At 44.8% G+C, this 25,403-nt stretch carries 24 protein-coding genes; 9 read left to right on the forward strand and 15 right to left on the reverse strand.

Annotated features, from left to right (window positions below; genetic code table 11):
- Positions 1–731: 731 nt before the first annotated feature.
- Complete coding sequence (locus tag DCH402_RS12860) at positions 732–2,336, forward strand: methyl-accepting chemotaxis protein (RefSeq protein WP_040001459.1); 1,605 nt, start codon at positions 732–734, stop codon at positions 2,334–2,336.
- Positions 2,337–2,396: 60 nt separating this feature from the next.
- Here the strand turns inward: DCH402_RS12860 and phoH are convergent, their stop codons facing one another.
- The 14 genes from phoH to DCH402_RS12915 form a co-directional block, all read right to left on the reverse strand.
- Complete coding sequence (gene phoH, locus DCH402_RS12865; RefSeq protein WP_040001460.1) at positions 2,397–3,185, reverse strand: phosphate starvation-inducible protein PhoH; 789 nt, start codon at positions 3,183–3,185, stop codon at positions 2,397–2,399.
- 625 nt (positions 3,186–3,810) lie between these two features.
- Positions 3,811–4,323 carry a flagella biosynthesis regulatory protein FliZ gene (gene fliZ / locus DCH402_RS12870; protein ID WP_040001461.1) on the reverse strand — a complete coding sequence of 171 codons (513 nt, stop codon included), beginning with the start codon at positions 4,321–4,323 and terminating at the stop codon, positions 3,811–3,813.
- A 53-nt stretch (positions 4,324–4,376) separates the two neighbouring features.
- The gene (locus tag DCH402_RS12875; RefSeq protein ID WP_040001463.1) at positions 4,377–5,099 is read right to left on the reverse strand and encodes an RNA polymerase sigma factor FliA; all 723 of its coding nucleotides are present in this window, start codon (positions 5,097–5,099) and stop codon (positions 4,377–4,379) included.
- 445 nt (positions 5,100–5,544) lie between these two features.
- Entirely contained in the window at positions 5,545–6,291 is a 747-nt protein-coding gene (locus DCH402_RS12880) for a class I SAM-dependent methyltransferase (protein WP_040001464.1), read from the reverse strand.
- A gap of 3 nt (positions 6,292–6,294) precedes the next feature.
- Positions 6,295–6,513, reverse strand: a complete 219-nt coding sequence (locus tag DCH402_RS23390; protein WP_081642161.1) for a GNAT family N-acetyltransferase — start codon at positions 6,511–6,513, stop codon at positions 6,295–6,297.
- Complete coding sequence (locus DCH402_RS22390; RefSeq protein ID WP_152486923.1) at positions 6,510–6,743, reverse strand: hypothetical protein; 234 nt, start codon at positions 6,741–6,743, stop codon at positions 6,510–6,512. The genes DCH402_RS23390 and DCH402_RS22390 overlap by 4 nt, the downstream gene beginning before the upstream one ends.
- Positions 6,740–7,702, reverse strand: a complete 963-nt coding sequence (locus DCH402_RS12885; protein ID WP_040001465.1) for a glycoside hydrolase family protein — start codon at positions 7,700–7,702, stop codon at positions 6,740–6,742. The genes DCH402_RS22390 and DCH402_RS12885 overlap by 4 nt, the downstream gene beginning before the upstream one ends.
- Positions 7,703–7,714: 12 nt before the next feature.
- The gene (locus DCH402_RS12890) at positions 7,715–8,677 is read right to left on the reverse strand and encodes a glycoside hydrolase family protein (RefSeq protein WP_040001466.1); all 963 of its coding nucleotides are present in this window, start codon (positions 8,675–8,677) and stop codon (positions 7,715–7,717) included.
- Between the two features lie 3 nt (positions 8,678–8,680).
- Positions 8,681–9,403, reverse strand: coding sequence for a WbqC family protein (locus DCH402_RS12895; protein ID WP_200864854.1), 723 nt, complete (start codon positions 9,401–9,403; stop codon positions 8,681–8,683).
- A 285-nt stretch (positions 9,404–9,688) separates the two neighbouring features.
- Complete coding sequence (locus tag DCH402_RS12900) at positions 9,689–10,885, reverse strand: hypothetical protein (RefSeq protein ID WP_233276280.1); 1,197 nt, start codon at positions 10,883–10,885, stop codon at positions 9,689–9,691.
- 95 nt (positions 10,886–10,980) lie between these two features.
- Positions 10,981–12,093, reverse strand: coding sequence for a DegT/DnrJ/EryC1/StrS family aminotransferase (locus DCH402_RS12905; protein ID WP_040001468.1), 1,113 nt, complete (start codon positions 12,091–12,093; stop codon positions 10,981–10,983).
- Positions 12,094–12,199: 106 nt separating this feature from the next.
- A complete protein-coding gene (locus tag DCH402_RS23115) occupies positions 12,200–13,726 on the reverse strand; it encodes an O-linked N-acetylglucosamine transferase, SPINDLY family protein (RefSeq protein WP_233276281.1) in 1,527 nt (508 codons plus the stop codon).
- Positions 13,717–15,648 carry a methyltransferase regulatory domain-containing protein gene (locus DCH402_RS23120; RefSeq protein ID WP_233276368.1) on the reverse strand — a complete coding sequence of 644 codons (1,932 nt, stop codon included), beginning with the start codon at positions 15,646–15,648 and terminating at the stop codon, positions 13,717–13,719. Before DCH402_RS23120 ends, DCH402_RS23115 begins: the two co-directional genes overlap by 10 nt.
- A gap of 231 nt (positions 15,649–15,879) precedes the next feature.
- On the reverse strand, positions 15,880–16,716 hold the full coding sequence (locus tag DCH402_RS12915) for a flagellin N-terminal helical domain-containing protein (protein ID WP_040001469.1): 837 nt from the start codon (positions 16,714–16,716) through the stop codon (positions 15,880–15,882).
- 310 nt (positions 16,717–17,026) lie between these two features.
- Between DCH402_RS12915 and fliD the strand changes: the two genes are divergently transcribed.
- From fliD to fliT, 3 genes are all read left to right on the forward strand, one after another.
- Positions 17,027–18,448 carry a flagellar filament capping protein FliD gene (gene fliD / locus DCH402_RS12920; protein ID WP_040001470.1) on the forward strand — a complete coding sequence of 474 codons (1,422 nt, stop codon included), beginning with the start codon at positions 17,027–17,029 and terminating at the stop codon, positions 18,446–18,448.
- Positions 18,449–18,541: 93 nt separating this feature from the next.
- On the forward strand, positions 18,542–18,952 hold the full coding sequence (gene fliS, locus DCH402_RS12925) for a flagellar export chaperone FliS (protein WP_040003584.1): 411 nt from the start codon (positions 18,542–18,544) through the stop codon (positions 18,950–18,952).
- Positions 18,952–19,314, forward strand: coding sequence for a flagellar protein FliT (fliT, locus tag DCH402_RS12930; protein ID WP_012769304.1), 363 nt, complete (start codon positions 18,952–18,954; stop codon positions 19,312–19,314). Before fliS ends, fliT begins: the two co-directional genes overlap by 1 nt.
- A gap of 190 nt (positions 19,315–19,504) precedes the next feature.
- On the opposite strand, the gene fliE is transcribed toward fliT, so the two are convergent.
- Entirely contained in the window at positions 19,505–19,819 is a 315-nt protein-coding gene (fliE, locus tag DCH402_RS12935; RefSeq protein ID WP_012769303.1) for a flagellar hook-basal body complex protein FliE, read from the reverse strand.
- 331 nt (positions 19,820–20,150) lie between these two features.
- On the opposite strand from fliE, the gene fliF reads away from it, so the two are divergent.
- The 5 genes from fliF to fliJ are packed head-to-tail and all read left to right on the forward strand — an operon-like array spanning position 20,151 to position 25,401.
- Complete coding sequence (gene fliF, locus DCH402_RS12940) at positions 20,151–21,857, forward strand: flagellar basal-body MS-ring/collar protein FliF (protein ID WP_040001471.1); 1,707 nt, start codon at positions 20,151–20,153, stop codon at positions 21,855–21,857.
- Positions 21,854–22,846, forward strand: a complete 993-nt coding sequence (gene fliG / locus DCH402_RS12945) for a flagellar motor switch protein FliG (RefSeq protein ID WP_040001472.1) — start codon at positions 21,854–21,856, stop codon at positions 22,844–22,846. Before fliF ends, fliG begins: the two co-directional genes overlap by 4 nt.
- Positions 22,821–23,582, forward strand: a complete 762-nt coding sequence (gene fliH, locus DCH402_RS12950; protein ID WP_411431449.1) for a flagellar assembly protein FliH — start codon at positions 22,821–22,823, stop codon at positions 23,580–23,582. Before fliG ends, fliH begins: the two co-directional genes overlap by 26 nt.
- A complete protein-coding gene (gene fliI, locus DCH402_RS12955; protein ID WP_040001475.1) occupies positions 23,582–24,952 on the forward strand; it encodes a flagellar protein export ATPase FliI in 1,371 nt (456 codons plus the stop codon). Before fliH ends, fliI begins: the two co-directional genes overlap by 1 nt.
- Positions 24,953–24,960: 8 nt before the next feature.
- On the forward strand, positions 24,961–25,401 hold the full coding sequence (fliJ, locus tag DCH402_RS12960; protein ID WP_040001476.1) for a flagellar export protein FliJ: 441 nt from the start codon (positions 24,961–24,963) through the stop codon (positions 25,399–25,401).
- Positions 25,402–25,403: the final 2 nt, after the last annotated feature.

Consider the following 25,403-nt stretch of genomic DNA (forward strand, 5'->3'; position numbering starts at 1 on the left):
CCCAGACTTACGTCTGGGGTTTTTATTTTTTAACCGGTGCCGGGACGAACGAGAACCCACAGCAGGGTTCGACAAAACGGTATGCCGTTTTGGACCGCCACAGGCGGCCCGCAGGGCGAGCGCTCCGCGCGAGTCAATCCCGACCGGGCAGGTTCAGCCTTACTCGCCATTTTCCAGACGCAAGTCTGGGGTTTTTATTTTTAACCGGTGCCGGGACGGATGAGAACCCACGACAGGGTTCGACAAAACGGTATGCCGTTTTGGACCGCTGCCATCCCCTGGAGCTCAATCTAACCGCTCATTGCTAACCAGAGAAAAAGTCAGCCGAAGCAGAGTAAGACTGAGCACAAGCTAACAAATAAAAACGGCATATCGAAATACATGAAATATGGCAGGCATAACTATCTGAGATAATGTACTATCTTTATTCTTATCTAATAAATAATAAAAATTAATTTTTTCTTCATATAACAACGGATTCCATACAGATAGTTTCAGCACTACCTTCCTTACCAAAGAGATATCGAGCATTGAATAAAACAGGCAATACATTGATGCAGAACAATAAAATTAAATGACCCATTAGTTACTTAGGTTATACTTACCCAGAAAAGCAAATAAAGCGATTTTTCCTTTTCATTAATGTTCACTTAATCTAAATAAAATAAATTGGCCACTGTAAGATAATTATACCGCTACCCAATTCTTCCTTTTTGGTGGAGTATTCGATCATGACCATCGTAAAAAAATTAGCTATCGCAATCAGTATTTTTTCTCTGGCATTGATTTGCGTAGGTGGTTTTGGGCTGCATTCACTGAGCCAGTCAAAAGACCGTCTGGAATATGTGATGACTAACACATTACCCAGCCTCGATAATCTGGTGAGATCGACCAATGCGCTGAACGACGCACGAGGTGCCTTGGGGCTCTTTTTTCTTAGCCGTGACGAGCAACAGCGTAATGCTTTAAAGCGTACGCTGGACAACGCTCTCGCCAACGTCGAAAAACTGAATGCTGTTTATAAAAAAGAATTGGTTTCTGACAGCAAAGATTTGCAGATGACCAATGACAATCTGCAATATCTGAACGATTTTCGCGCAGCCAAAGATAAGCTCTTCCAGCAATCTCTGACGGATGCTCAAATAGCAGAAAAAGCCTTTTCCAGCCAGGGATACGTAACGCTGGCACAGGACAAACTGGTAAAAGGATTCCAGGATCAGTACGACTATAATGTGGCGTTGGCCGGCGACTTGCAGGAACAGAACAACACCAGTTTCAGGTTGGCGTTTTTTGGGCTGGTCGGGCTGATTGTGGCGGCACTGCTTGTAGCTGGTACATTGTCCACAATGATTATTAACTATGTTCGTGCCAGCCTGAACGCTCTGCGCCAGACATTGACGAATGTTAGTGAAAATCTGGATTTGACGTTACGGGCAGACTCCAGCAAGAACGACGAGATAGGTCAAACTGCTAACGCCTTTAATAACCTGATTCAACGTTTCGCCGCTGTGCTGATCAATGTACGCTCCGCCAGTGAAAATGTATCGACTGCATCCGGAGAAATTGCTGCCGCTAATGAAGATCTCTCTGCCAGAACAGAAGAACAGGCTTCCTCTCTGGCACAAACGGCTGCCAGCATGCATGAAATTTCATCGACGATCGAAAGTAATGTCGATAACACCGCGCAGGCTAATAAGTTGGGTCAACAAGCCAGCGTTGCTGTTCAGCATGGCGACGAAGCGGTGCAGCGCATGGCGCTTGCGATGGAGGAGATTGCCAACGGGTCTGCCAAAGTCGCGGATATCACCAACCTGATTGAAGGCATCGCCTTCCAGACAAATATTCTGGCCCTGAATGCTGCGGTAGAAGCCGCACGAGCCGGTGAACATGGCCGGGGATTTGCGGTCGTAGCCGGTGAAGTCCGTACGTTGTCACAGCGCTCTTCATCGGCAGCGAAAGAGATCAAGACCCTGATCGATAGCGCAATTTCCGCCGTAAAACATGGCGCGGTGCAAGCAGACGAAGTCCGTGACGCCATCAGCAATGTGAAAAATGTGATTCAAAACGTATCCAATCTGGTCAATGAGGTATCGCTGGCTTCAGAAGAACAAAGCCGCGGCATCTCTCAGATTAATACCGCCATCAACCAGATGGAGGCGGTTACCCAACAGAACGCCGCGATGGTGGAACAGGCTTCCTCCGCGGCAGACTCACTCAACGAACAAGCAACGCAATTGCGTCAATCGGTTGAAGTGTTCAAACTGCAAGCAAACCACGCGTTCGGCGATGCACATGCGATGAGTGGGACCACGTCCTTGCGTCTCGGTCATCACTGATTCGTTATGATAAAAAAGGGTTGCCTGCGCAACCCTTTTTACTTTTACGTTACCCCTGAATCAGGAGTACGCCACCAGCGTACGCTGGCACAGTTCAGAACGAACGCAATCCCCTTTACCGAACGTGACAATACTGATCATCGCATCCTCGGCAAACCGCTCAAGCGCATCCTGCAAGCCGGATTTAACACCAGCCGGCAAGTCACATTGCGTGATATCTCCATTAACGATCACCGTAACGCTTTCACCCAAACGCGTCAGGAACATCTTCATCTGATTGACGGTAACATTTTGCGCCTCGTCTAAAATCACGACGGCATTTTCGAACGTTCGCCCACGCATATAGGCAAACGGCGCAATTTCCACTTTAGCGATTTCCGGCCGCAGGCAATACTGTAAGAAGGATGAACCGAGCCGACGCTGCAACACGTCGTACACCGGTCGGAAATAAGGTGCAAATTTTTCCGCCATGTCGCCCGGCAGGAAGCCAAGATCTTCCTCAGCCTGCAATACCGGCCGGGTAACGATAATGCGGTCAACCTCTTTATGAAGCAGTGCTTCGGCTGCTTTAGCCGCACTGAGAAACGTTTTGCCACAACCCGCCTCGCCGGTGGCAAAGATTAACTGTTTATTTTCTATTGCAGACAAGTACTGTTCCTGGGCTGGGGTTCTGGCTTCGATAATTGAGGTGTCGCGACTCTCACGCGCCATACCGATAGCTTCAATACCACCCAACTGAACCAGAGAAGTGACCGAATCTTCTTCACGCTGACGATGACTGCGCGATTCGCGTCTGATGACGCGTTTAGCTTCACGACGCGCTTTGATCACTGCTTTTTGTCTTCCCATAGTGGCACCTTACAGTTTGTTTCACTGACCGAACGACCTGAGATCGACGGTGTTTTGTTCACAAATGAGGTTTGGCTTCCTTATTAAGCCGTAATTCAAGTGAGATGACGAAAACCAATGGGTAAACACCGCCGTCACCCTTGTCGTGATAGCAATGTGTTTAGCATTGGTGTGAGAAAATGAAGCGGAAATCACGCTGTAGAACGTATTGAAAAAACAGGGGGACAGTGAAAAAGTGAAGCGGGAGAGAGAACCTCCGCCTCGACAAGGCGGCAGAAATGAGCGAATTTGCTGACTGTTCCGTCCAGGGAAGGACTCTACCATTCGCGCTCCTCACTGTGACAATGACTATTCAAATGAATAATGATTGATCGCATCAGGCATCTAACATCTCTGGAGGAAATTACCGCCCAAAGATGTCATTAAGATGACAGTGCTCTATTTTGCCTCTGCATAGCAAGTGTTTTTACATTACCATAACATAAAACTATATATTGCATAAGCTGCGCACTTGCCGGCTATATATTGAATTCACTGTCTTGAGGCGGGTGAGGTATTGAGTTAACCAGACATCAGAACGATGAGAATGGTTTTCCTCCGCCCAGGCAGCGGAGGAATTCGAAGGCTAGTAATGTTTTTGCCAATGCAGATACTGATCATACTTTCGTAAGGCACTGCGGTAGGTATTCTGCTCAATATCAGGCAGGTAATCGCAAACACGCTGCTGAATACTGTCATCCGATGTAAAACTCTCCTGCGGATAATTCTTCGCCAGCAGCAGCTCATCCAAACGTCGTAAACGAATGACATATTCACGCATGGTGCTGTGACGCACCTCGGTCTGTTCGATTAGATACTGCGTAAATGCTTTGATATCGAAATAATTGGCGTGCGTATTGCAAGAAACCTCACTACAAAAACGGCACAGCGGGACAAGTTCTTCCTGCACAGATTCCCAGATCGCGTTGTCAATCAGCCGATCCATCATAGCAATCGACTTTTTGTTGATAAGTTGATCGCGGAATACCAGTGAAACACGATCTAATTCCTTGCCACAATTGGCGCAGTGTGTTTGCCTGTGCTTGAAGTCTTTCAAATAACGGCTAAGAAGTTGCTTCTTCCTGGTTGCTTGGGGCATGAGTCCATTCCTGACTGTAGGTTGGTACAACTACATGTCTGTGTGCTCCAAAATTAAACGTCACTCATTAATTTCGCACGCAGACGCTTAATCGCCTGGCTATGCAACTGACTAACGCGCGACTCCCCTACTTCCAGCACTGCACCAATTTCCTTCAGGTTCAGCTCTTCCTGATAGTAGAGAGTCAACACCATTTTTTCGCGTTCTGGCAGGTTTTCAATCGCATCCATTACTCGTTGACGTAGGTTGACATCCATCAACTGATTCAGTGGATTAGCGTCTTCGTTTCCTTCCAGCAACGCCTCGGCACTGTCCCCATGTTCTTCCCGCCATTCATCGTAAGAAAACAGCTGGCTATTGTTGGTATCCAGCAAAATCTGACGATATTCTTCCAGCGAGATGTTCAGAGTTTGGGCGACTTCCTGTTCGGAAGGAGCCCTGCCGAGTGACTGTTCAGCCTGCTGCATCGCCTGCGCTACTTCCCGGGCGTTACGCCTGACACTGCGTGGCGCCCAATCCCGACTACGTAACTCATCCAGCATTGCGCCACGAATACGCTGCACGGCATAGGTTGTGAATGCCGTACCTTGCAACGAATCATAGCGCTCTACGGCACTGAGTAGCCCAATGCCCCCCGCCTGCAGGAGGTCATCAAGCTCAACGCTCGCCGGGAGACGAACCTGTAAGCGTAAGGCTTCATGGCGCACCAACGGAACATAGCGCTTCCATAATGAATTTTTATCCATTGTGCCTTCAGCGGTATACAGTTCGCTCACAGTGATAAATACCTATAAAATTAAGGTGCTCAACATCATTATGCGTTTAGCATACTATGACAATCGGAAGAACAGATGTAGAAAAAAGGCTTTTTTCAGATACGTCGCCAGATTCTCATCTTCATACTATAGCGTCTATAGCAAAGATATGGTACATACCCAGCCTACCTTGTCTATAAATTCAATCTTGGTTTCAGATAACTGATAAAAAGAAAATGATTCACAAAAAAATTATCAAACATTCACCACATCTATAACCACAGACATCCCACTTCATATAAAAACATAAAGTAACTCAATGAATTTAAAGACATTATTTTTATAATTGCATGATGAGGTAACTAATAGAGAAAACCATAAATGTACGAAGTATCCTATACGCAGCACCTATGGCTAAAAATATGACACCCGTTGAAATGGTGCCATATTCTGGTAGAAATAATTATTATCTGTCGCCTCGCTCACATAGTAAAAAAATACTAGCGCACAGGTCAGGATATTGTTGCCCTAGCTTATAGCAACCCTCTAAATAATCTTGACTGATAATGTCAGTTTGCAGCAGCCTATCCCACTGAAAATTAGCAAGTGCTTTGAAGAAAATGCCAGATCGTTGTATAACCTTTAATCCAGCACTCACGGCATCTCGTTCTAATGTATCCAAGGTATAAGTACATCGATGCCCATGCTCCTTCTCTGCCTCTGTCACTGCTGAATTATATGGAATCAGCCCCATCTTTACTGCAATTTGTCGGGATGGTGCATTAGCATTAGGGCAAACTAAAAATAGTCGTCCGCTTTTAGAAAGCCATTCATCATTAATTCGCTTTAAGACAAAGACAGGATCATCGAGATGCTCTAAAACATGTGTTAAAACGATGTTATCGTACTGATTATCTAACTTTACGCTTTCAAAGCGATCACTAACGAATCGAACATTTCCCTGTAAGCGCTTTTTTGCTTCTGAAATAGCGACATCCGATACTTCAACGCATGTAATATCATCAAAATAAGATTGAAGCCGACGAGTAAAATCTCCTTTAAAACTACCCAGCTCCAATAAATTTCCAGACTTGAAAAATGGCTCAAACGATTTAATCATAAACGGATGCATTACATCAAAATCAAAGCTATATGCATATTTGTGTTCTGATGTATCATTTATTTCGGCGTTATAGTCGCGTTTATTTTCCATGTGTCACTCCATATTTTTATACATAAAAATTGAATCATCAGTACGGTTCAGTATGGAAAAACCTTTTCTTTCATAGAGCGATATTGCCGAAAAATTATGTCGACTCACCTCTAACTCAATGCTTTTAAATTTCTGACCATGCAAAAAATCTATCGTTAAGGATAGTAATTTTGAAGCAACACCCAGACCTTGCCAATATGGTGATACACATACATTAGTTATAAACGCGACAAAATTTTTTTATCATTGCAATATATAGCAACCAACCCAATCAAGTTATTATCAGACCATGCTTCCACTCGCTCAGCATGCTTGGTTATTTTTTCGGCATACATCGCAATATGCACACGTTCACTCAAAGGAGGAATGAAGTGACCATCGCAAAGCTGCAATAACTGAGCGACATTCTCTTCATCAGACTGGTTGATACTAAACTCAAGAGTATGTGTCACGTTTTCAACACCGCCAAACCAAACCCATTACGACCGAACTCGTTGCCATTATACAGTAAGAAGACTTTATTATCACATTCAAAGACATGTGGATAACATTGCATATCGCTATCCCATTCACCGGGTGTTCCTTGCAAGAGGAAAGATTCATCATCGCGAGTCCAATTTTTCAAATCATCAGACCAGGCATGACCAATACGATACCCTCTGCCTTTACTTGTTCTGAAATCAAAAGACTCCCGGTAACAAAAGAACATATGATATCGTTCATTTATAGCGATAACTGAAGGCAAAGCTTGGCTTTCATCAGGGCCAAGTTTATCTGAAATGATTTGACCAGCCTCGTGATCTTTAAGCCAATTAATACCGTCATCAGAAATTGAATGACCAATCTTATAGGTACGTTCCGGGGCTCCATTTGGCGAAGATTTTTTCCAATGTGTACCAAATATATACCACATATGAAAAGTACCATCGATGACCTTTACAAAACCATCACCGACCAGACAAGGTTCATGAAGAGATGAGGCAAGCACCGGACCATCACCAATTCGTTGAAAAGTTAGGCCGTCATCTTGACTAATAGCCAATCCTATTGCTGTGTCCACTGATACAGAAACACGGCGATTCCAACCACAGGTATATCCATATATATCACTATTGTGGCGAACGACATTCATTGGAAATATTCCATGCTCATCGAAACAACCAAGATTACCTAAAGGAATAACTGTTTTGTCTGATACACGGATAATCGTTTTTAAATCTTTTTGCATATCAACAAAAGCGATATGACTGAGATATTTCCCATTACTCTTATCTAAAGCGCGAGTAGAGAAATAAATACGGATAAAGCCATGAAAAACAAGTGCTTGTGGTGATTGAGCGAACTCAACACAATCGTTAGGTAGAGAATGTTCTGTTGGATCAAATATTTTACCGACTTTTTCCCATTTCATATTATTGCCCAATTATTCTAACGCACCATCTAAGACAGCCAACCCAAACCCTTCTCGGCCAACCTGATTACCAAGATAAGCTAAGTAAATCTTATTATCCAACTCAAAAACATGAGGATAGCTAATCATTTCAGAATCCCAGCCATCGTCCGATACATTAATTCCAGCTTTTTTATCGTCCCTGACCCAATCAGTCAAATTTTCACTATATGCATACCCTATCCGATATCCATTTGCTTTTCCCCGATAGTCACTACTGTAACGATAGCAGAAAAACATGTGATATTTACCGTTAGCATAAAAGACATCGGGGCTAGCCTGTGCCTCATCTTCCTCTATACGACTCTCAATCAAATCTTTATTCTGTTTAACCCAATGTATACCATCATCTGAGGTTGCCATACGAATTTTATATACAGGTTCGGCACGACCATTAACCATTTTCCACTTACGGCCTGCGATATACCATAAATACCAGCTATTATTAAATCGACGAACTTTCGGGCCACTTAATACAAAAGGCTCATCAGGTGTATAGGATATAATTGGTCCATTCCCTAATTTTTCGAAACTATTACCACCATCGTGACTCACTGCAGCCCCAATGGCCACATTGAAAGGAACAGATTCGCATCGAGTCCATCCTGCATAATAAGCATACACTTTGTTCGCATGGCGAATTACCGATACAGGATAAGTACCAAACTCATCAAACTCTCCCAGATTACCTAACTTTAAAATAGGTTGCTCGCTAATACGTAAAATCTGAAAGAGATCATGCCGTGCCAAATCAACATAAGCCGAATAGCTTACATACTGACCATTACTATCTGCTGGTGGACGACAAGAAAAATAGACACGAACAAAGTCATCAAAAACCAGTGTCGCTGGTGCTTGAGCAAACTCTTTCAACCAGGGACGATCTTTTATTTCTTGTGGTGTAAATACCTTACCTAACTTTATCCATTTAAACATGGTTTATATCAACTCGTAGTTGGTTTCTATTAATTCACGAACAGCATCGCAAGGATTAAACATCATCACATCTATAATAGATAGCCATGGTATAAAATTATTATACTGTCTGTATTCAAAAGGAATCGTTTTGATAAATTTCAACTCAATATTTTTTTCACGAAACGCCTCTTTTGAATACAACTCGACCCCACCAATTGCATTAATATATTTTCTTGCCTGTAAAGCCTCGCATAGTGCTAACACCTTTTCTTGTCCCTTCAAGGCGTGATCAATTGACACATGAGAAGATATTATGAATTCAGTTTTTATGCCCAAGTACTTACACAATTCAACAATAGAATTATAGATATATAAAAATAAGTTTTCTTCCTTGCTAGAGATAATACTCTCAAGGACAGGGAAGAAACTTTGGAAACAAGGTGCTTTTCCATATGCACCATGAATTTTACTTAACAATTCGTTAGGGTGAAAAGTATCAGCAAGACTTCGCTCACTAATAGTAAGATAGTCTGATGCTTTTTTTAATGGCAGTGAGAAAACAACATCTTTGTTATTTACTAATATACGATTACGATTTATCCATCCTTTTTTTGTATATTTAACATTATCATAGATAACAATTTTATCTACCGATGATATCAGTTGAAAATAGCCAATATAAGGAAAAAAGTAAGGCTGCATTATCGCCAACCGTATATCTCTTACTTGCTCTGCTTTTCCCATTTTTTAGACCTATACTACTTTTCATAGAACACATTATAAATGAAATTATTTATCTTACATTCTATCATCAATAGCCATACTTACTTAATAGATAGTCTTTATATTCAGAATATCTATTTTTGGCATCTTTAATTGTTGTCACAACCCAAGAAAATGAATTATCTCTATGGTTCACATCACAAATAAATGATGCATCGATCTTACCCATTTCAGACTGGTCATTCGTCTTTTCCATGACAGCAGATAAAGCAACCTGATCTAAAAACCATACTGCATTGCCTTTTTTTAAATTATTCCAAATAAAAAAGAAACTTTTTTTATAAATCTACGAGAATACTCACTTCCATCTAAGTAAACAAAACCAGCAATTGCTTTTTCCCAAAATGGGGTATTCTCGCTTTGAGCTAAAACAACGCTATATTTTGACACATCAAATTTTATAGTATTCCAATTTTTCCTAATCAAACAATCGGCATCAACAATAATTAATGGTCTATTCAAGAATTTTTGCAAATAGTTCGCAGAGATAAATCGTCTGCAAGCATAATGGACATTAATCCCTTGTTCAAAACCTATAGATTCCGTAGTGCAAGAAATATTTATCTCTGGTAATCTTTTTGATTTATCAATGACATCATCAACCGTTTTATCATCTATATTATAAATATGAAGATGAACATTAAGATTATTTTTGTTAGTCTCATAAATAGAATAAATCAATCCTATTGCATGCTCATAATAGTATTTTAAATCACACGCAATAAGAACAGTAGGCTTAACACTGTCAACATCTACATTTTTCACCCACTGATATCCAGAATAATCAATATCTTCTGTCTTTGATATTAATGAACTGAAGTCTATATAATCATCAGGGTAGCCACCGTTCTTAAAGATTGTCGTCACAATCATCAGCATGGCCAGGGGATCCTCGCCAATAAGATTGGAATCCGCGACCATCAATTTTACAAGCATCAATGCATATTCATAATTATCTTCGAACATACAAGTTAATAGCAGGATTTTATATATTACAGGGATATCATTCAATATAGAGAAGTTACTCTCAATAAGAGAAATTGCTTCATCTATAGCCCCGACTTTAAAAAGAAGCTGTATTGATGCAACCAAATACTCAAGATTTGGAGAGATATCCAGAACATCAGATACAGCATTGATTACACCTTGAATATAATCAGATGGTAATTTAACCTGCAATCCTTCCCATTTTTCATTTGATGCCAGATTAGCCAATGCAATCGCATTGAGCATTATCTTTAATGCTTTGTCCTGCTGCTCCGGAAAATTACTTGATACTTCAGCCAATTTTTTAGTCAGAGAGTACGTATCACAACTTTTTCGTACTATCAAATCAATTAATATTTCATGATCAAGCTCACCAATGCTACCTAGTCTCAATTCTCGGCTGAATATATCACGGTAGTATTGATTTGCAGATTTCATCCGAATATAGTTACTCATAGTGAAGCACTCTCCTAAAAATTAAAAAATGAGAATATAATATTAACCACACTCTCATTCTCTATAAAAATCAGTCAAATAGCTTGCTAATATGATCACATCATTGTTTCCATGATGATATTAACAATTTCATCTTGCTCATCAACTTTTAATCCTGGGTATATAGGTAAACAAAGGACAGAATCAGCAATACGAGTAGCAGTAGGCAAATTATTGACGCTTGCGCTGCTAAGCCCTCGATACATAGGAAAACTACTGATAAGCGGATAAAAATAACGACGTGACATCACACCTTTTTCTTTTAATGCAAGATAAAGCTTCTCACGTTTTTCGAATACATCTTCATTAACAAAGACAGGAAAGTAAGCATAATTCCAATCAACTGATTCAGGCACACTAAGAGTTCGGATACCATGAACTCCGCCCAATTGTCTACGATAGTAATGATAAATATCACATCTATCCCTAATAGCCTGGTCAATATAATTTAATTGTAATAGACCAAATGCGGCCTGAACTTCATTCATTTTCCCATTGATACCGGGTGCAACAACAATTGTTTCATCAACGAAACCAAAGTTTTTCAGATGGTCTATACGCTTCTTCATTTTCAAATCAGGGCATATAATTGCACCACCTTCTATTGTATTAAACACCTTAGTTGCGTGAAAACTCAGTATAGAAAGATCCCCATGGCGTAGAATACTGGTGTTGTTTTTCTTAACGCCAAAAGCATGGGCAGCATCATAAATCACTTTGAGACCATAGATATCTGCAATTTCCTGAATACGATCCACATCACAAGGAATACCATAACAATGTACGGGTAAAATAGCTGACGTATTAGGCGTTATAGCCTCTTCTATCTTACTAGGATCAAGGTTGCAGGTTACAGGATCAATATCAACAAAAACAGGCTTTAAGTTATTCCACAACAATGAATGAGACGTCGCGACAAATGAGTAAGGCGTGGTAATAACCTCACCAGTAATCCGTAAAGCTTGCAACGCAGTCAATAAGGCCAATGTACCATTGGTAAATAAACATAGGTGTTCTACCCCCAAATATTCAGACAACGATTGCTCTAACTGTTGATGGAAAGGGCCACCGTTTGTTAAATGTTTATTTGACCATATAGCCTCTAAATAAGGAACAAAATTTTCCAAAGGAGGTAATAAAGGACTCGTCACGTAAATATTCTTACTCATCATTCACCTGCCCTTTCACTTTAAATCATCATAAATATTTATGACTAAAATAACATCTCCGAACCAGACAGATTAATTATCTCAGTCAAATATTAGAAATAATTAATTATAGAATCACACCATCAGACTCAATTCTAAAGCTTCTTGGCTGATTCCCTTCACAATAATTTTTCCATACTTGATGAAGAGCTTTTTCAAAATAAAAAGAAGGTGATACACCCACCTTATTTTTATTACTCATACGTTCTCGTAATCCGATCCTGATTTCACTGAGCTCTTTAAATGATTTGCTCCAATAGAGTGCCTTACTAATAAACTCATCATTATTTCCAGCAACAAAATCTGAGAGTCCATATATCCGCATTATCACTCCACCTTGTCGGGATGCCATTGTCACTCCTTCCAATGTTAATACAGGAACCCCCATCCATGCCGCATGCCCAACCGTTGTTCCACCAGAATAAGGATAGGCATCTAATAACATATCAACTTCTTGGTGCATCCCCAGGTACTCTTTCAATCCTGTTCTCATGCGAAATGATAATTGAGACTCTAGGACACCAAAATCAATCAATTTGGAACGAAAATAATCGATACACTCCTGGCCCGTCATGTACCCCATCACCAAATGTGAATCTGGTAAAGCTGTCAATACTTTGGCCCATAACGCCAAAGTTTCATCTGTGATTTTTTGAGGCCGATTAAAACTCGCAAATGTCAGGTATCCATTTTTTAATGCAGGGAGTTCATTAACGTCGGGACAATCATTATGCGGTTCAAAAAATTTGACAGAAGGCATGTAAATAGCGCTTTCTGTCAGTTGATCATCAAGAGCTCCCCGCTCTAAAAAGTTTCGATCCATCAAAATGTAATCCATAGAACGCATACCTGTGGTGCCAGGATATCCTAACCAGGTTATTTGGATCGGTGCAGGTTTTAAGGCAAATACGGGCAGTCGGTTATAAGCCGTGTGGCCGGACAAATCGATCAGGATATCAATTTCATCCTTATTGATGAGCGTTGCCACTTCCAGATCACCCATCTTGTCAATATCATACCAGCCGGCGGCAGTCTGTTTTAAACTCTCTGCTTTTTCCTCAAAACGCTGAAAACTTGAATAGGCATAAAGCGAGAATTCGCGTCGATCAAGAGAATTCCAGATAGGCTCCAAAAAGTTTGTCACAGGATGGTTACCAAAATCACCGGAGATAAAACCGATGCGCAACGGACGGTGGATATCCTTGTTAAGAGAATAGGCAAAATGACAGTTATGGCGCACAGCAGCTGCTTCCACACGTTGACCAAATATGAGGTGCTCCTGAAATAACGCCTGCGGCGTGATACTGATATCATGCGATAGCCCCAGCAGTAAATTACTGTATAAATGGAACGCATGAGGCATCAGTTCAATAGTCTTGCGGTGATATAAGACGGCATCCTTTCGCCCCAGATTATGACAGACCATTCCCATATGACTGATAAAATTGGGGTTTTCTGGTTCAATCTGCAGTGCTTTCTCCATACACTTAAACGCTGAATCAAGGTCATGAGTGATATTCAGCAATACCGCCAGAGTGTCCCACGCCAGTCCTTTTTGCTTATCACAACGCAATACTTTTCTGGTCAGCGCCATACCATGGTGCAATTCATTTTTTTCCAGAGGCACACCGCCAAATCAATATAAAAATCCCAGTTGAAAGGTACTAGTGCAATTGCTCTGGTAATAATACTCAACGCACCATCGAAATCACCGGTAAGGACATGTGTTCTCACGAAAGGATACCAAGCATCCAGATTATCGGGATAGGTGCTGATAATCTCTTCGGCCTTTTCTCTGACCTCGGCGAAATGCCCTAATGCAGTTAATCGCTCAATATCTTCGTATACCTTCCGGTTTAACGGCCCCCTGTTATGCGGCTTATTCTTTTTATTTACTGACGATTTTTCCGTCTCAACAGGGCCGCCCGCACGGGGCTCACTGATATAAACGACCAATGATTGGATATAAACCGCAACCTGAGCAGTATTCGCCTTTATGATTGCTTCTTGCAAATAGTCCCGCCATGCACGCAGCGTTCCCCATACCACACCTTTATTACGCAACGCCCAGAGCTTGCTATAAAACGTATTATCTTTATTCTGGAGCGGTGAAGACAGCTGTTGCAAGAACCGTCGCTCGTCACTATCAAGTGAAACCGGTTCGTGCCAGAAATTGAATGCCAAATCAGTCTCTGCAAGACCAGTCAACCCAGTCAACGTTTTATGTGGGCTGTTACGATAAGTACAGTTCCCTATCCGTGCGTAGAGACCACCGATGCCTTTTACAAACAGGTTTTTTAATGCATCCAGTATATCTTGCCGATGATTTTCTGTTTCTTTTTCTGGCAATCGGGTATTAAAAATAAGTTGATCCAAACTTAAACTGGCAGGCCAGGCTTCTCCTAGCGCATCCAGAACACTCAATACCACCCGATTTTCCGTCCCAATAGTTTCACCTGTACCGGAAGTGTGGACATTCAGCGTGCCGCCATTACTTGCCGTAACACGCTGGAAATTCCCAGCCCAGTTGAAATCCGCCAGTTTTGCAAGATCCGGCTCCGGCAATACACTCCCAGCCCTTTCCTGAGGAACCAGTATACTGAATCGCTGAGAACGATTAACTGCAAAATCCAGATATTGCTGGCGCAAATAAGTGGTATTTTCAGGACAAATTGTCTCATGTAAGTGAGAAACCTGATCGCCATAATGCCCAGCCAGCTCAGTGTATGCCCGAACATCCCCCACATAGGAAAAGCCGACCTGGCTAATCTGCGCATAGAAATCGACGAAGTAACAAGGCTGATTCAGCCCCTGTAGATAGTGCAATGCAAAATCCACATCGGACTGTTTTTCGGCTTGCTCAATAAAGGCTTTCAGGGCTGCATTCTGGGGATTATCCGGCGAGGTTCCCAGAGATAGATAGGTTAACATTGCACGGGCGCTGGCTTGCGCTGTTTTATCATCGTTAGCAAGGCTGCTATGAAGCTGGATGGCGTCTCGCAGAATTTCGCCAGTCTTCCACCCTGGATAGGTATTATAACTATAACAGACAATGCCTTCTGCGGTCAGATGGTCACGGCAGAAGCGCAGCAATGCATCACGTGTCTCACCACCGATGAGGCTGAATAAACCGTGGATAATGATGTAATCGAATGTGCCAGGATCGCAGGCCAGCAGAGACTCAAGGTCCAATGCAAATAAAGCAATGTTCTCCAGTTCAAGCTGTTTTATCAGTGCATTACCTTTCTCGATTTGCTCCGCATCAAGATCAACACCAACAGCCTGTGCTTGTGGGTTTGCTAGTGCAAAAGGTAGCAAATTACCACCATCCTTACACCCAACCTCAAGTACTCGAGCCTTTTCCGGAATAGCGGATTTAATGCCGTAAAGATGTGCGGTAGCTTGTAAATGGAAAGGCGCAATATATGGAATGGGAGGAGACATCGAACTCAATGGCGTTTTATCACTATCTTCAGCCATGTCGGCATTATTCGCTAAAGGTTGTGCATCTGGCATGGTCACAAGGCATTTCCTTCAATACTTTATGCGGAGATGAAATTGCCTGCAGTATACAAGAAAACCTTTTTTACCAATCCCCTGAGCATCAAATTATAACTTCTCTATTTCATCGCTTAAGGAGCCGATTTTTATTCTGATAATTTTATTTACCCCAGTAACATCGCAGAATAAATAAAAAAACCAACCCCGGAGGGTTGGCTTTTCAATCGGCAACTGCGTAAACAGGGATTACTGCAGCAGTTTCAGAACAGTCTGCGGTACCTGGTTAGCCTGAGCCAGTACAGAAGTACCAGCCTGCTGCAGAATCTGCGCACGGCTCATGTTGGATACTTCAGTCGCGTAGTCAGCATCCTGAATACGACTACGTGCGGTAGTCAGGTTATTGATGGTGTTACTCAGGTTGTCAATGGTAGACTGGAAGCGGTTCAGCGTAGCACCAATGTTTGCCTTAGCGTTGTTAATATTCTGCAACGCGGTATCAATCGCAGCAACGACCGCGGTCGCACTAGCAGCGGTAGATACGTCGGTAGTTGATACGCCCAGACCACCAGTAGTGGCGTTGATCAATGCGGCGCTACCTACGGAGATCGCGTCGTTGGCAGTGGTGCCGGCACCAACCTGAATGTTGAAACCAGTGGCGTTAACGGTACCGTTCAGCAGAGCCTGGCCGTTAAAGTTCGCGCTGGCAGCAACACGGTTGATTTCATCAACACGACGGTTAATTTCAGTCTGGATAGAGCTACGGTTGATGGTGTTGTTGGTATCGTTCGCTGCCTGTACGGCCAGCTCACGGATACGCTGCAAGTTGTCGTTGATGGTGTTCAGGTTACCTTCAGCGGTCTGAACCAGAGAGATACCGTCGTTGGCGTTTTTAGATGCCTGAGTCAGACCACGGATCTGAGCAGTCATATCATTGGAGATACCGGCACCGGCAGCGTTATCTTTGGCGCTGTTGATGGCCAGACCGGAGGACAGACGCTCGATAGCAGTCTGCAGGGAAGATTGAGATTTGTTCAGGTTGGTCTGGGCCAACAGCGACATACTGTTAGTATTAATGACTGCCATAATTATATTCCTTTCATCTCTATTAATGGGGATGGGCTGTTGCCCCCGGTGTCATCACCGTCACTAACTGTATCGGCCGGGGTAAAACAACCTTTAGCTTTTTTTTGAAATTTTTGTCTCCCCCGGATAAACCGCCCGTTTGCAGAGTTATACCCAAGTAAGCTGTCCCCCCTCCCCCTTCGTACCCCATATGCATGATGGAAATCAGGACGAATACCGATTACGCTGAAATTTACATTACGTCTATAAATTTTTGGTATACAGTGCCGATAAGACTGTCAGTCCACAATTTAAACGGAAAGGTATCTCTATGGCGACTTCAGTTAGCTCTAACTCAGATATTATCTCATCAATCGGTTTGAACCTGGGGTCGACAATTCAGGGGCAATCACTTGACTTAAGTAACCTTGTCACCAAACTGCAATCTGTCGAAGAACAACGATTAACACCTTATACAAACAAACAAACTTCGCTGAGCGCACAGGCAACGGCCTACAGCACAATCGAAACAGCGATGAAAGGCCTGCAGAGCGCTACCACCACGCTGCAGAACATGAAAAACATCACGTCGACTGCAGTCACAAGCACCAATACCGCATTCAGTGCTACCACGGATAACACTGCAGTGGTGGGTTCCTACAGTGTTTTCGTCAATAATCTCGCGCAAGCCCAGTCACAAATATCCGGTGCCTTTAGCAGCGCATCGACCGCACTGGTAGCAGGCGGCACATCCAGCACCAGCAGCACGATCACGATCTCACAGCCCAGCCGGTCTACCCCACTGACGATTACGCTGACTGATGACAAAACATCATTAAATGATATCCGCGATGCTATCAATAATGCTGGTGGTAGCGTTAGTGCCAGTATTATTAACAACGGCACCAGCAACTATTTGATGCTAACGGCAAAAGATACCGGCACACAATCGACGATGACCCTTTCAGTCAGCGGTTCACTTTCCAGTTCGCTGAGCAGCGGCAGCTTTAGCGAGCAAGTTGCCGCTAAAGATGCCTCATTTACGCTTAACGGCATGCAGATAACCAGCCAGAGCAATACCGTCACTACGGCTATCAGTGGTGTAACACTGAACCTCAAATCGGCATCCACTGTAGGCTCAACGGCGGAAAACCTGACGATTACATCCGATATAACCAGCACCAAAAAAGCCGTTCAGGATTGGGTCACTGCCTACAACAACGTGCTGGACGTGATCAGAACCCAGACTGATGCCAGCAGCAAGGGCGCACTGAACGGTGACGGGACGGTTCGTGCTATCCAACAGCAGCTACAAAGTCTGATGACGAATGTTCAGAGCGGTAGCGGTTCACTGCGCATCATGGCCGATATGGGCATTACCCAAGATCCAACGAACAATGGCAAACTGACTATTGATAACACCAAACTGGAAAGTACGCTGAAAGTCAGCGCCAGTAGCGTAACCACATTCTTCACTGGCGACGGAACCACTACAGGATTCGCTACCCAGGCAGGAAATTACCTTGCCAGAACAGTAGACTCGTCGGATGGTTTGATCAAATCGGCCAAGGCAGGCATTGAGACCAGCCAGAAAAGTTTAGAAAGGCAGATCACCAGCATCCAGGACAGTATTGATGCGACGATGAAACGTTATAAAACACAGTTTTCTCAACTCAACACTTTGCTGGCCCAAATGACATCAACCAGTAGTTACCTGACAAAACAGTTTGATAGCAGTAATAAATCCAGTTAATTAGTACAGCGCAAAGTGCCGTACCAACGGCACTTCACTCACGATGGGCATTACTGTCTTTTTTATTGTTAATCGGTTATTCAACATATGGTCATGTATAGAAAGAATGCCAGTCAGGCTTACGCTCAGGTGGGTGTGGAAAGCGCAGTAATGAGCGCTAGTCCACACCAACTGATTGTCATGCTGTTTGACGGCACCAAGAGCGCACTTATCCGGGCAAGGATTCTCATCGAGCAGAATGACATCGCCGGCAAAGGGAACGCCTTATCTAAAGCCATTGACCTTATCAGCAACGGCTTGAAACTCGGATTGGATATGGAAAACGGTGGCGAGCTGGCAGAGAATCTTGCCGACCTTTACGACTACATGGTGCGTCGATTATTACATGCCAATATTAATAACGATTTGCAGGCAATTATGGAAGTGGAAGCTCTCCTTGAAAATATTGCGGATGCTTGGAAACAAATTGGGCCTGGTTATCAACCAACGACGGAAACGCGCTAATGGACAACCTCTCTCCATTACTAACTGAGTATCAGGGGCTACTTACACTCATCCGTAATATCAAAACCATGGCAATCAATGGATTATGGGATGATGTTGTTGAACAGGAAATTATTTATATTCAGTCAATAGAGAGAATCAGTCAGGCTAACGCTCCGGCTAATATTCCTAGTACGGTGCAATTACAGTTTCGGCAACTTCTTCAGGATATACTGGATACGGAAGCACAGGTGAAAGAGCTGCTACAAAACAGAATGCAAGAGCTGGCAGTCTTAATCCAGCAGTCTCAAAACCAAAAATCCGTCAACAATGCGTACGCCGAGTTTTCCAACGATATACTCACTGGAAAACCGCAGCCCTGATTAACACGGTTTTACCGCTCATGGGCCCCAGCCTCTCAGGACGGGCTCATCAATATTACTATGATACTAACACTCACTTTCTTCAAAAAAATCAGGGTGAATAACCATAGTCATTCACCCTGACTCTGAAAACATCAAGAAATTACCAGATAAAAATCATATAGATAATCACACAGCGCCCTGCTTGCGATTATACTGTCATATTCATGACTTCCTGGTAAGCAGACACCAGTTTATTGCGCACCTGAACACCCATCTGCAAAGCAATGGATGCTTTCTGGTTATCAACCATGACATCATTCAAGGCCACGCCTGGTTTTCCCAACGTAAACGCTTCAGCCTGTGTCTGAGCCTGTACCCGTGTTTCGTTGATTTTCTCAAGTGCGGCTTTCAGCTCACTGGCAAAGCCAGACTGAGATGCTACATTAGAGTCCAGCCCGCCGGCTGCTTTAGTTGCAGTAACCTGCATTTGTTGCAATACCGCATCAATACCCTGAATAGACATGCCCGATCCCTCAACTAAAGATTGAGAACTAAAAAAATAAAATTAAATCATGGGGATACACATAATGAACAAACACAAACCACTACCATTGCCGTTTATTCCACATACATCTCTCTACAGGGTAAATACCCTACCATATCCACAATGTAGTAAATCGTATAAATGACATTAAAAATGCCAGCTTATCGACCCATCAAATTTTGCGTAACGGAAAATAATGGCATGCCGGTAAATGTCAGTGATGAGTTTTTATGATTGCGCAATCAGGGAGTTCTGTTTTGTTACGTTACAACGTTATCCATATCGTTCAGCAACCAGGCAGAGATAGAGTATGAACGCCTTAACATCCGGCGCCGCAACCGGTGGGAAAAGCTTTGGCGAGATACTCGACCGTTTGCGTGCCAACCCTAGAATCCCTTTGTTGATTGCCGCCGCCGCCACGATAGCTATCGTCGTTGCACTGTCCTTGTGGGCGCGCGGCCCTGACTATCGCGTTCTTTACACTAATCTGAATGAACGCGATGGCGGCAGCATTGTTTCTGAACTGGGTAAAATGAATATTCCCTACCGCTTTACGGAAAGCGGTGCGGCTATCATGATCCCGGCGGATAAAGTTTATGAAACCCGACTGAAACTGGCTCAACAAGGATTGCCGAAAGGTGGTGCAGTCGGTTTCGAACTGCTCGATCAGGAAAAATTCGGCATCAGCCAGTTTAGCGAGCAGATTAATTACCAGCGTGCATTGGAAGGCGAACTGGCGAGAACCATGGAAACCCTGGGACCAATCCAGAATGCACGTGTTCATCTGGCTATTCCCAAGCCATCGCTGTTTGTTCGTGAACAAAAATCTCCTTCAGCAGCAGTCACTGTAACCCTACAACCAGGGCGCGCGTTGGATGACAGCCAGATCAACGCTATTACGTATCTGGTTTCCAGCAGCGTGGCCGGCCTTCCTGCCGATAAAGTCACGGTTGTTGATCAGACCGGAAAATTGCTGACACAGAATGATGGTTCAGGGCGTGACCTGAATGCAGCACAGCTGAAATATGCTAACGAAATCGAAGGCAATTACCAGCGCAGGATTGAAGCTATTCTGGCGCCGGTAGTCGGTGCAGGCAACATACATGCGCAAGTCACTGCACAAATCGATTTTGCTAATCGTGAACAGACTGACGAGCAATACCAGCCTAATCAGTCGCCGAATCAGGCGGCAGTAAGATCTCAGCAATCCAGCCAGAGCGATCAACGCGGCGGTTCTAACGTAGGTGGAGTACCAGGCGCATTGTCTAATACGCCCTCGCCTGCTCCTACAGCACCGATTTCTACTCCACCGGCAAATAATGCCAATAACACCAACAATACTAACAATACCAATACGACGGGGACGAATACTCAGACCTCCGGCAATAACGCAGCTAATCAGACTTACAATAGCCGTCATGATCAGACGATCAACTATGAAGTTGACCGCACAATCCGTCATACCAAACAAAGTACCGGAAACATCCAGCGTCTGTCCGTCGCTGTCGTGGTTAACTACACTCAGGGCGAGGATGGCAAACCGGCAGCGCTCAGCGATGAGCAGTTGAAAAAAATCGAAGCGCTGGTGCGTGAGTCAATGGGGTTCTCCACTGAACGCGGCGACTCGCTGAATGTGGTTAATACACCATTTACGATAACGGATACCACTGGCGGTGAGCTGCCCTTCTGGCAGAAACAAGTCTTCTTCGATTTGCTGACCGCAGCAGGCCGCTGGCTGCTGGTACTGATTGTCGGCTGGATTCTGTATCGCAAATTGGTGCGTCCGCAGTTGCAGAGACGGATTCAGATACAAGAGGCCGCCGCCGCCGCCGCTGCGCTACGCGGGCAGGATCCGGATGTTTCCGTCACGATCAGTTCAATGGAAGAGGAACTGCAGAAAAAATCCGAACAACGGGCCCATACAGAAATGCACAGTCAGCGTATTCGTGAGCTGGCCGAAAACGATCCTCGCGTTGTCGCACTGGTAATCCGCCATTGGATGAGTAACGAACTATGAGTCTGACAGGTACAGAAAAAAGCGCCGTCTTATTGATGACTATCGGCGAAGACCGTGCGGCAGAAGTGTTTACGCACCTCTCAACGCGTGAGGTTCAGCATCTCAGTACTGCAATGGCCAATATGAAACAGGTCTCCCAGTCAGAATTGCTGGAAGTGCTGCGTGAATTTGATCTTGAAGCCGAGCAATATGCAGCTCTGGGCGTAAATGCGGGTGAATATCTCCGTTCTGTACTGGTTAAAGCATTAGGTGAAGAGCGCGCCTCCAGCCTGCTGGAAGACATTCTTGAAAGTAAGGAAACGTCTTCCGGTATGGAAACGCTTAACTTCATGGAACCACAAAGTGCAGCTGATCTTATCCGCGACGAACATCCGCAGATTATCGCGACCATCCTTGTACACCTGAAGCGTGCGCAAGCAGCCGATATTCTGGCTCATTTCGATGAACGTATGCGTAATGACGTAATGCTGCGTATCGCTACTTTCGGTGGTGTGCAACCATCAGCATTGGCGGAATTGACTGAAGTGCTTAACGGCCTATTGGATGGTCAGAACCTCAAACGCAGCAAGATGGGTGGTGTTCGTACTGCGGCGGAAATCATTAACCTGATGAAAACGCAGCACGAGGAAGCGGTTATCGATGCCGTTCGCGAATTCGATGGCGAACTGGCACAAAAAATTATCGACGAAATGTTCCTGTTCGAGAACCTGGTGGAAGTGGACGACCGCAGTATCCAGCGTCTGCTGCAGGAAGTGGAATCCGAGTCTCTGCTGATCGCCCTGAAGGGTGCCGAGCAGCCGCTGCGCGAGAAGTTCCTGCGCAATATGTCGCAGCGTGCGGCGGAAATCCTGCGCGATGACTTGGCTACCCGTGGCCCGGTACGTATGTCTCAGGTAGAAAGCGAACAGAAAGCCATTTTGCTCATCGTACGTCGACTGGCAGACAGCGGCGAAATGATTATCGGTGGTGGCGATGACGCGTTCGTCTAATTCTTCCAGTGATCTTGACTGGCAGCCGTGGAAACTGGATGACCTTTCTGCACCGACTAAACCGGTAACGAAAGACGTAGCCCCGTCGACGTCGGTTTCTTCTGCCTTGTCGCCAATGCAGCAGGAAGACGATAACGGTTTCTTCGCCATGTCGGATTTTCAGCCGCCGCAGGACGATCTGGCGACATTGCGGGAACAAGTGCTGCAGCAGGCGCGGGAAACCGGGTTTGCTGAAGGCAAACAGCAAGGCTACGCGGCTGGTTATCAGGATGGGCTCCAGGCCGGTACACAGCAAGGGCTCCAGAATGCGGTTCTACAGCAACAACCAGTTATTGCCCAGATGCAACAGATGGTCAATGAGTTCCAGCAAACACTTGACGCACTCGACAGCGTCATTGTTTCACGACTCATGCAACTCGCCTTAACGGCGGCCAGGCAGGTTATCGGTCAGTCACCGGTCTGTGATGGTACGGCGCTGATGGGGCAGATACAGCAACTCATCCAACAAGAGCCTATGTTCAGCGGCAAACCACAGTTGCGCGTTCACCCATCGGATCTGGAGATGGTGGAGCAACACCTGGGCCCCACTCTCAGCCTTCACGGTTGGCGGCTGCTGGCGGATAACCAGTTGCACCCTGGCGGATGCAAAGTTAGCGCCGAAGAAGGTGATCTGGACGCCAGCATCGCTACGCGCTGGCATGAACTTTGTCGGCTGGCCGCGCCGGGAGAACTCTGATGACAGTGCGTCTCTCCCGTTGGCTTTCTTCTATCGATACATTTGAAAAACGTATTACCAATACGCCTACGATACGTCGTTATGGCCGACTGACGCGGGCAACGGGATTGGTGCTTGAAGCAACAGGTCTGCATATGCCATTAGGCTCAACGTGCCTGATTGAACGGCAGACAGGTAACCAGATTGACGAGGTCGAAAGCGAAGTTGTCGGGTTTAATGGCCAGAAATTGTTTCTGATGCCACTTGAAGAAGTGGAAGGAATTATCCCTGGCGCACGTGTTTATGAACGTGTTGGTCTTTCCGGCAGCAGTCAAGGCAAGCAGCTACCACTAGGCCCGGCATTGTTAGGGCGCGTATTAGATGGCAGTGCAAAACCGCTGGATGGGCTGCCGGCACCGGAGACCGGCTATAGAGCGTCTTTGGCGACAGCGCCGTTTAACCCTCTCCAGCGTACGCCGATTGAGCATGTGCTGGATGTCGGCGTACGTGCCATTAATGCGTTGCTGACCGTTGGCCGCGGCCAGCGTATGGGCCTTTTCGCCGGTTCTGGCGTGGGTAAAAGTGTGCTACTCGGTATGATGGCGCGCTATACTCAAGCTGATGTCATCGTTGTCGGTCTGATCGGTGAACGTGGTCGTGAAGTAAAAGACTTCATTGAAAACATTCTCGGCACCGAGGGGCTTGCCCGCTCAGTGGTTATTGCCGCTCCAGCGGATGTCTCTCCCTTGCTGCGTATGCAAGGCGCCGCTTATGCTACTCGCATCGCAGAAGATTTTCGCGATCGTGGACATCATGTCTTGTTGATTATGGACTCGCTAACGCGCTACGCGATGGCGCAGCGTGAAATAGCGCTGGCAATTGGCGAACCGCCGGCAACCAAAGGTTATCCACCGTCCGTTTTCGCCAAACTGCCGGCATTAGTAGAACGCGCAGGCAATGGCATTTCAGGCGGCGGCTCAATCACAGCATTTTATACGGTGTTGACCGAAGGCGACGACCAACAAGATCCGATAGCAGACTCTGCCCGAGCTATTCTGGACGGACATATTGTGTTGTCGCGCCAGCTAGCCGAATCCGGGCATTATCCGGCGATCGATATTGAAGCATCGATTAGCCGTGCCATGACGGCGTTGATTGATGAAAATCATTATTCGGCGGTAAGGCAGTTTAAACAATCACTGTCCAGTTACCAGCGCAATCGCGACCTGATTAATGTTGGCGCCTATGCAGCCGGTAGCGACCCAATGCTTGATCGAGCCATACAACTGTATCCGCATATGCAGCACTTTTTGCAGCAGGGAATGTTTGAGCGAAGCTCATTTGACGAAGCCTGTCAGGCACTGAATAACATTTTCCCGTATAATCGATAGGAGGGTGAATGAGCACTCAATCAACCTTCGGTATGCTGCGCGATTTGGCCCAAAAAGAGGTCGATACCGCAACAACGCATTTAGGGCAGGTACAAAAAGCTTATTTGCAGGCTGAACAGCAACTCAATATGTTGTTAGGTTATCATGACGATTATCGTCAACGACTTAATGAGTCTATGACTGAAGGTATGGCCAATACCTCGTGGCAAAATTATCAACAATTTATTTTGACTCTGGAAAAAGCGATTGAGCAGCATCAGCATCAGTTATTAAATTGGTCTTCTCGCCTGAACCAGGCGATGAAAGCCTGGCAAGAAAAACAGCAGCGACTCAACGCATTCAGTACGCTGCAACAGCGTGAACAGACCAAAATGCTGGCGCACGAAAATCGTCTGGAACAAAAGCGGATGGATGAATTTGCCCAACGCGCATCAATGAGGAAAACATAACT

This window comes from Dickeya chrysanthemi NCPPB 402 (assembly GCF_000406105.1).
In the GTDB taxonomy this organism is placed as follows: Bacteria; Pseudomonadota; Gammaproteobacteria; order Enterobacterales; family Enterobacteriaceae; genus Dickeya; species Dickeya chrysanthemi.